The 6,587-nt window shown below is 65.7% G+C and carries 8 protein-coding genes; all 8 read right to left on the reverse strand.

Annotation, left to right across the window (positions count from 1 at the left end; genetic code table 11):
• Positions 1-435: NAD(P)/FAD-dependent oxidoreductase (locus DBR23_RS30280; RefSeq protein WP_369882082.1), on the reverse strand; the 435-nt coding region annotated here is incomplete at its 3' end.
• 31 nt (positions 436-466) lie between these two features.
• On the reverse strand, positions 467-796 hold the full coding sequence (gene fdxA, locus DBR23_RS04455; RefSeq protein WP_008904181.1) for a ferredoxin FdxA: 330 nt from the start codon (positions 794-796) through the stop codon (positions 467-469).
• Between the two features lie 114 nt (positions 797-910).
• Positions 911-2,281: a sulfate adenylyltransferase subunit 1 gene (locus DBR23_RS04460; RefSeq protein WP_108497446.1), complete on the reverse strand. Its 1,371-nt coding sequence runs from the start codon at positions 2,279-2,281 to the stop codon at positions 911-913.
• Positions 2,281-3,234: a sulfate adenylyltransferase subunit CysD gene (gene cysD, locus DBR23_RS04465; RefSeq protein ID WP_099729969.1), complete on the reverse strand. Its 954-nt coding sequence runs from the start codon at positions 3,232-3,234 to the stop codon at positions 2,281-2,283. The genes DBR23_RS04460 and cysD overlap by 1 nt, the downstream gene beginning before the upstream one ends.
• A gap of 14 nt (positions 3,235-3,248) precedes the next feature.
• Positions 3,249-3,872 carry a phosphoadenosine phosphosulfate reductase family protein gene (locus DBR23_RS04470; protein ID WP_108497447.1) on the reverse strand — a complete coding sequence of 208 codons (624 nt, stop codon included), beginning with the start codon at positions 3,870-3,872 and terminating at the stop codon, positions 3,249-3,251.
• 48 nt (positions 3,873-3,920) lie between these two features.
• On the reverse strand, positions 3,921-4,310 hold the full coding sequence (locus DBR23_RS04475) for a DUF934 domain-containing protein (RefSeq protein ID WP_369882083.1): 390 nt from the start codon (positions 4,308-4,310) through the stop codon (positions 3,921-3,923).
• A gap of 37 nt (positions 4,311-4,347) precedes the next feature.
• The gene (locus DBR23_RS04480) at positions 4,348-6,132 is read right to left on the reverse strand and encodes a nitrite/sulfite reductase (protein WP_108497448.1); all 1,785 of its coding nucleotides are present in this window, start codon (positions 6,130-6,132) and stop codon (positions 4,348-4,350) included.
• A 6-nt stretch (positions 6,133-6,138) separates the two neighbouring features.
• The coding region (locus DBR23_RS04485; RefSeq protein WP_146191227.1) for a sulfite exporter TauE/SafE family protein at positions 6,139-6,587 on the reverse strand (449 nt) is incomplete at its 5' end.

A 6,587-nucleotide genomic window follows, 5' to 3' on the forward strand; every position in this document is an offset into this window, starting at 1 on the left:
GTGGACCTGGTTACCCACAAAGCGCTCGATGCCGTCCACCTTGAGCGTGCGCGGCACAAAGGCGCCTACGCCTGCGGCAATGAACACGCTGCGGGCCAGCAGTTGTGCGCCGTGCGAGGTTTCGACCAGCAGGCGCCCATCGGCCTGCACGGTGAGTGCGGACACCAGCGCGTTCAGGTGCCACTGGGTCTTGAACGGCGCAATCTGCTGCAGCAGCAGACCCGCCAGCTCACGCCCGGTGCACACCGGGATGCCCGGGATGTCGTAGATGGGTTTGTCGCCGTACAGCTCGACGCACTGGCCGCCCGCATGGGGCAGGGCGTCGATCAGGTGGGCCGTGATGCCTTGCAGGCCCAGCTGGAAGACCTGGAACAGGCCCACGGGACCCGCGCCGATGACGACGGCGTCGGTCTCTACGACGGCGGGCGCTTGCAAAGTCTCAGTCACCAGCGGGGCGCGCGGCGGGTTACTTGATCAGTTCGTTGACCTTGCCCGGCTTGCCGTTCCATTCGTCGGCGTCGGGCAGCGCCGGCTTGCGCTTGGTGATGCTCTTCCAGCCGTCGGCAAAGGCCAGGTCGGCGTTGAGCTTGATGAAGGCGATCTGGTCCGCCGGCAGGTCTTCTTCGGCAAAGATGGCGTTGGCCGGGCACTCGGGGATGCAGACGGCGCAATCGATGCACTCATCGGGATCGATGACGAGCATGTTCGGGCCTTCGCGGAAGCAGTCCACGGGGCACACGTCCACACAATCGGTGTACTTGCACTTGATGCAGTTTTCGGAAACGACGTGGGTCATGACAGGAGTTGTGTGGGTCGGTGAAAACCCTCGATTTTAAAAGCTTTCACCGACCTTTGGTTGCAGGGTCCCTCACCCCGATGGGGTGACTGGGGCTTGGGGCGCTGATCTGGATCAGTTGACGAGCACGGCGCCAGCGGTTTTGTGGCTGGCGGTGTCCACCAGAATCAGCGAGCCCAGCACGCGGGCCTGGCTGAATGCTGCGGCGGGAATCGCCTCCTGCAGCAGCAGGTCCACATGGCCGATGGCATTGGGATCGAGCTGCGTGGCGGCTTCTTCGGCCAGCGTGTTGATGTTGAGCTTGTGCACCACGGCCTTGACCTTGGCCTTGACCCAGCGGTGGCCGTGCAGCGCCCAGTACACGCGGCCAGCGACCAGCGGTTCGTCGTCCATCCAGGCGACGGTAGTGCGCAGCTCGCGGCTGGCGGGCCAGGCCGGGGTGGCGGCGGGCGTGTCGCCAAAGTCGTCATCGGCTGGGGCTGCAGCGGGTGTGGGCGCTGCCAAAATCCAGTCGCCGCGCGATACGTCCACCTCGCGGTCCAGGATGATGCCCGCGCTGGTGCCTGCGGGCACGTCCTTGGGGTGGCGGGCGTGGTCCAGCACCTGGGCCACGGTGGCGAGCTGGCCGCTGGGGAAGATCTGCACGGCCGTGCCGGGTGCAAAACTGCCGGCGGCCACGCGGCCCCAGAACACGCGGCGGCCCTGGCTGGTGTCCGACGAGGACGAGAACTTCTCGACCCACTGCACCGGGAAGGCCGGTGCCAGTGCGGTGTCTGCCGGGGTGTTGGGCAGTTCTTCCAAGAGTTGCAGGAGGGTAGGACCGTTATAGCCGCACCAGCCTGCGTGGGCGTCCACCACGTTCCAGCCCTTGAGGGCGGAGACCGGCACCATGGCGCGCACGGTGATGCCTGCCGCCTGGGCAAAGGCCTGCAGTGCGCCTTGAATATGCTTCCAGGCCAGCGCGGGGTCTTCCACCGCGTCCAGCTTGTTCACGGCAAACACCAGCGAGTGCACGCGCAGCAAATGGGCCAGCAGGCTGTGGCGGCGTGTCTGCGGCAGCAATGCGAGGCCAGGGTTCTTCCAGTCGAGCTTGGTCGCATCGACCAGCACCACGGCGGCGTCGGCGCTGCTGGCGGCCGTCACCATGTTGCGGGTGTACTGCTCGTGGCCGGGCGCGTCGCCAATGATGAACTTGCGCTCTTCCGTGGCGAAGTAGCGGTAGGCCACGTCGATGGTGATGCCCTGCTCGCGTTCGGCGGAAAGGCCGTCGGTCAGCAGGGCCAGGTCGGTCTCACCCTGGCGCTGCACGCCGGCCAGGTGGTCTTGCAGCACAGCCTTGCTGTCCACCAGCAGGCGGCCGATCAGCGTGCTCTTGCCGTCATCGACGGAGCCGCAAGTGATGAACTTGAGGGCGGAAATATGGTCGTTTTGGCCGGTGGCGCTAGTGTTGTTTGCGCCAGTAGCTATTGAATTGATAGCGGTCATCAGAAATACCCGTCCTTCTTGCGCTTCTCCATCGAAGCATCCGATGTCTTGTCGTCCATGCGCGTGGCGCCACGCTCGCTCACGTCGGCGGCCAGGGTCTCGATGACGATCTCGGCCGGGGTGGCTGCGGTGCTTTCCACGGGGGCGGTGCAGGTGATGTCACCCACGGTGCGGAAGCGCACATCGCGCGTTTCCACCACATCGCCCTCACGCGGCGGGGTCAGCTCGGTCACTGGCATCAGCAGGCCCTTCTTGTCCACCACCTGGCGCTTGTGCGTGTAGTAGATGCTGGGCAGGCCGATCTGCTCGCGGTCGATGTACTGCCACACGTCCAGCTCGGTCCAGTTGCTGATGGGGAACACGCGGAAGTGCTCGCCGGGCTGCAGGCGGGTGTTGAACAGGGTCCACAGCTCGGGGCGCTGGGCCTTGGGCTGCCATTGGCCGAAGCTGTCGCGGTGGCTGAAGATGCGCTCCTTGGCGCGCGCCTTTTCCTCGTCGCGGCGGGCACCGCCGATCAGGGCGTCAAAGCGGAACTCTTCAATCGCTTCGAGCAGCGTGACCGACTGGTGCACGTTGCGCGACTCGCCGGGGTGGGCCAGGCGCACGGTGCCGCGCGCCATCGAATCTTCCACGCTGCGCACGATGAGTTCGGCGCCCAGCTCCTTCGCCCGGAAGTCGCGGAAGTCCGTCACTTCCGGGAAGTTGTGGCCCGTGTCGATCATCAAGAGCGGGTAAGGGATGCGGCCCGCGCCAAAGGCCTTTTCGGCGCACTTGAGCATGACCAGCGAATCCTTGCCGCCCGAGAACAGAAGGGCGGGGCGCTCGAAGGCGGCGGCGACTTCGCGCAGGATGAAGATGGTTTCTTCTTCCAGGGCGTCGAGGTGGGAGTTGTTGAGGTGGTAGCTCATGTTGTTGGTTTTCTCAAGCAGCGCTGAGTCGGTGCGGGCGTTCATGGTCGGACCTGGGGTCAGTGGGCAATGTGCAGGCCACACTCGCGGTTGTCTTCGCCCTTGGTGGGGTCCACGTAGTCGAAGTTGTTGGGCAGGCCGTGTTTCACGCAGTACTCGTGCAGGTCTTTGGACGACCAGTGCAGCAGCGGAGCCACTTTGACGAGGCCGTCGGGGTTGATGCTCACCGGGTCCATCTGCGCGCGCACGGCGGTGTCAGTGGCGCGCAGCGCAGTGAACCAGACTTGCGGCGCGGTCTCGCGCAGGGCGCGGGCAAAGGGCTCCAGTTTCACCTCTTCGGTGAAGGCGGCGTGGCGTGGGTCGTCCAGCGCGGGCGTAGGGCCGTCCACCGCTTCGCGGTGGGCGCGCGAGCGCAGGGGCAGGTAGATCTTCAGCTTCAACCCCAGCTGCTGGGTCACTTCGTCGGCAAAGCGGTAGGTGGCTTCGGTGTTGTAGCCGTTGTCCATCCAGACCACGGGCACATCAGGATTCACCTGCGTGACCATGTGCAGGATCACGGCTTCGAAGGGGCGGAAGTTGGTGGTGACGATGCTGGTCTTGCCCAGGCCCAGGGCCCATTCCACCAGGGCGGGCGCGTTGCGGCCCAGGTCGGCGTTGATGCGTGCAAGATCGATTTGGCTCATGGTGAGGGGCTCGTTTTTTGGTGCAGCGGGCGCGTGGCAGTGCGCCTGTCAGGCGGCCTGGGCGGCAAACTGGGGTTGGGGGTTCACGGCGTCGCCCTGGTAGAAGCCAGGGAAGCGTTCAAACTGGCGCTGCGCATCGGCAGCGTCCACGCCCTCGCGCAGCACGGCGCTCGAAAAGCCCGTGCGTTGCATCTGCACCAGCTGATCGATCAGCACATCGCCGGTGGCGCGGATCTCGCCCGTAAAGCCACGGCGGCGGCGCAGCAAAAAAGCCTGGCTGAATGCGCGGCCATCGGTGAAGTTGGGGAAGTGCAGATCCACACGGTCCACGCCATCGAGCGGCAGGGCCAGCGCATCGGCATCGTTGGGCAGGGCCACGGCGCGGGCGTCGCCATCGGCAGGCGGCTGGTGGTCTTGGGCGGCGATTAGTTTCAACATCATGTCTGTGGGGCTGTGCTGTACGGCGCTGCGGGGCTCAGGCGGCAGCGGTTTCTGGTTCTTTGTGGCGTGCCTGCTTGGCGGCTTCCTTGAACGGGTCAAGGCCAGTGCGGCGCACGGTGTTCTGGAAGGTCTCGCCGCTTTCGCGCAGGTCGCGGTAGGTGCCGAGCACGGCCTCGATCACATCCGGCACTTCGGCCGCCGAGAACGATGGGCCAATCACCTTGCCGGCCACGGCAGCGCCCGACAGGTCAGAGCCGTCGGAGCCGCCCAGCGTGACCTGGTACCACTCCTTGCCGTCTTTATCGACGCCCAGGATGCCGATATGGCCGCTGTGGTGGTGGCCGCAGCTGTTGATGCAGCCGCTGATGTGCAGGTCGATCTCGCCGATGTCGTCCAGCTCGTCCAGGTCCTGGTAGCGCTGGGTGATGGCCTCGGCAATCGGCAGCGAGCGGGCATTGGCCAGCGCGCAGAAGTCGCCGCCGGGGCAGGCGATCATGTCGGTCAGCAGCTGCACGTTGGCGCTGGCCAGGCCCAGGGCCTTGGCTTCTTGCCACAGGTCAAACAGGCGGCTGGCGTGCACCCAGGGCAACAGCACGTTCTGGTCGTGCGTCACGCGGGCTTCGCCGGCGGAGTATTTGTCCACCAGATCGGCCAGGGCGATCAGCTGCTCGCTGGTGGCGTCGCCGGGCGACTGGCCGGGGCGCTTGAACGACAGCGTGACGGCGCGCAGCTGCGGATTTTGGTGGGCGTGCACGTTGCGTTTGAGCCAGCGGCCAAACATCAAATGCTCTGCAGCCTGTGCGTCCAGCGATGCCTGCAAGGCTGCGGGGGCCACGTCGGCAATGTCGGCCAGCTGGGGTGGCACAAAGCAGGCGGCCACGCGGTCAAATTCGGCCTGCGGGATGGTGTGGGGGCCGCCGTCGATCTCCAAAATCTGGCGGTATTCGGCTTCCACGTCGTCGATGTACTGCTGGCCTTCGGACTTCACCAGAATCTTGATGCGGGCCTTGTACTTGTTGTCGCGGCGGCCGTGCTCGTTGTACACGCGCACGATGGCCTCGATGTAATTCATGATCTGGTTCCACGGCAGGAACTCGCGGATCACGGTGCCGATCACCGGCGTGCGGCCCATGCCACCGCCCACAAACACCTTGAAGCCGATCTCACCTGCATCGTTCTTGACCAGGTGCAGGCCCACGTCATGCCAGCCGGTGGCTGCGCGGTCGTCCTTGGCGCCGGTGATGGCGATCTTGAACTTGCGGGGCAAGAACGCGAACTCGGGGTGCAGCGTGGACCACTGGCGGATCAGCTCCGCGTAGGGGCGGGGGTCCACGATCTCGTCCACGGCGATGCCTGCCAGCGCGTCGGTGGTGGTGTTGCGGATGCAGTTGCCGCTGGTCTGGATGCCGTGCAGGTTCACGCTGGCGAGCAGGTCCATCACGTCCGCGCTTTTGGACAGCGGAATCCAGTTGAACTGCACATTGGTGCGTGTGGTGAAGTGGGCGCAGTGCGTGGGCAGGAACGTGGTGCCCAGCTTGCCCTGGCCTTCCATGGCGGCCTTGAAGACGGCGGCTTCGGGCTCGTCGTATTCGCGGGCAATCTGCGCCAGCACGCGCAGCTGGCGGCTGGCGATCTCTCCGTAGGGCACGGCCACGCGCAGCATGGGGGCGTAGCGCTGCACGTACCAGCCGTTTTGCAGGCGCAGGGGGCGGAAGTCGTCCTCGCTCAGCTTGCCCGTCTGCCAGCGCGTGAGCTGGTCACGGTACTGTGCGGCACGCTGTTTCACGAACTGGGTGTCGAAAGCGGTGTATTGGTACATAGGGGCTCAGATCAGAATCAGTTTGAAGCCTGCCCAGGCCAGCAGAATGGACAAGGCGGAGCGAATCAGGCGCTCAGGAGTACGGGCGACGAGGCGAGAGCCCAGCCAGATGCCCGGCAGCGAGCCAGCCAGCAATTGTGCAAGCAAAGGCCAGTCCACCGAGCCCTGGGATGCGTGGCCCAGGCCCGCCACCAGGGTCAGCGGCACGGCGTAGGCAATGTCGGCACCGATGATGCGTGGCAGCGGCAGCATGGGGTAGACGAGCAACAGCACCGTGACGCCGATGGCGCCTGCGCCCACGGAGGTGAAGGTGACCAGCGTGCCGATGACGGCGCCCAGCAGCACGGGCAGGCTCCAGTGGCGGGGGCGGGTGGGGTCTCCGGTGTGGCTTTTGCGGGCAGCGGCTTCGGCTACTTGGCGCTGGGCAGAAAACGCCACCACCTTGTAGAGCGTGG

The sequence above is a fragment of the Acidovorax sp. HMWF018 genome (assembly GCF_003061035.1).
Classification (GTDB): domain Bacteria; phylum Pseudomonadota; class Gammaproteobacteria; order Burkholderiales; family Burkholderiaceae_C; genus Acidovorax; species Acidovorax delafieldii.